1 protein-coding gene is annotated in these 1,039 nt (G+C 50.5%); it reads right to left on the minus strand.

Going from position 1 to position 1,039, the window contains the following annotated elements:
• Positions 1-24 precede the first annotated feature (24 nt).
• Complete coding sequence (locus ABEA08_RS09505; protein WP_345335062.1) at positions 25-972, minus strand: IS1595 family transposase; 948 nt, start codon at positions 970-972, stop codon at positions 25-27.
• Positions 973-1,039: the final 67 nt, after the last annotated feature.

Below are 1,039 nucleotides of genomic sequence, written 5' to 3' on the forward strand. Positions count from 1 at the left end.
GGCGCTGTTTTAAGGAACTGTTGATCACGTCAGCATCCCTTCTTCGAGCCATGCTCTGGATGTTTCAAGTTTCCGCTGAGTCACAATACGCCACCAACCGAGGTAGTTACTTAAGTACTCAGTACCTACTCCACGAAAGCGCTGCAGCCAGCTGCGAAGTCGCGAAATGTAATTGTTCAGCGTTTGAATGTGGAACGCTCCGCCGCCTTTCGTTCTTCCCGGTGTACCGATAGGCACTGGACGGTGATGCAATCCCTCACCTTCAGCGATGCTCGGATAGAGACTGCTACCATCAGTGCAAAGCACTGAGTCGGTTTTAATTCGACCTGAGAAACAAGGTGTTATTTCATCCAGTGAGTTTGTGCTGAGGACAAAATCCGCTTCCCGTTCATACCGATCGAGAAGCAATAACACTGGAATGAGTGGATTTGCGCCATCGCGCCCTGGTCGACCATGTTTACGTGGCTGCCGATGAGTGATGTTCCGCTTGCCTTTGAATGACTCTCTGAAAAATGCTTCGTCAGCTTCAACTATGCCGCCCAAAGTGCTGGCCCGATGGCATTCTGGTTGACGTAAAAAGCGGTGACGCCAATGGAATGAGGTTGCCAAATTCATATCGCATCGCTCTGCAGATTGTCGCAGAGACAAGCCTTCCATCATGCACTGGGCATAGCGGGCCAGACGTTTGCCTCGATGCTTCAGCCGAGCGAAAGGTGTGGCAGTAAACTCGTTGAATGTTCGATGGCACTGTTTGCACTTAAAACGCTGTTGTTCGCCAGAGTGACCCCAACGGACAAAGGCTTTGTAATCGCAATGAGGGCAGGCACTTAAGGAGTCGCAGCGCTTTTCGGCCACATAATTGACGTCGTCCTTTTCAAGGTCGCCGTTCACTCGTTTGACCAAAGCGCGAAGCTGGAACCGATTGAGTTCTGGGAGAATAAGAAGCAACTTGCCGAATTCGAGTCTTTCCATGAGGAAACTCCTAAACCAGTGCTCTACCGAAAGTATACACCCACCAACAATTCCCTAAAACAGCGCC

Source organism: Ferrimonas pelagia (genome assembly GCF_039543565.1).
Lineage (GTDB): Bacteria > Pseudomonadota > Gammaproteobacteria > Enterobacterales > Shewanellaceae > Ferrimonas > Ferrimonas pelagia.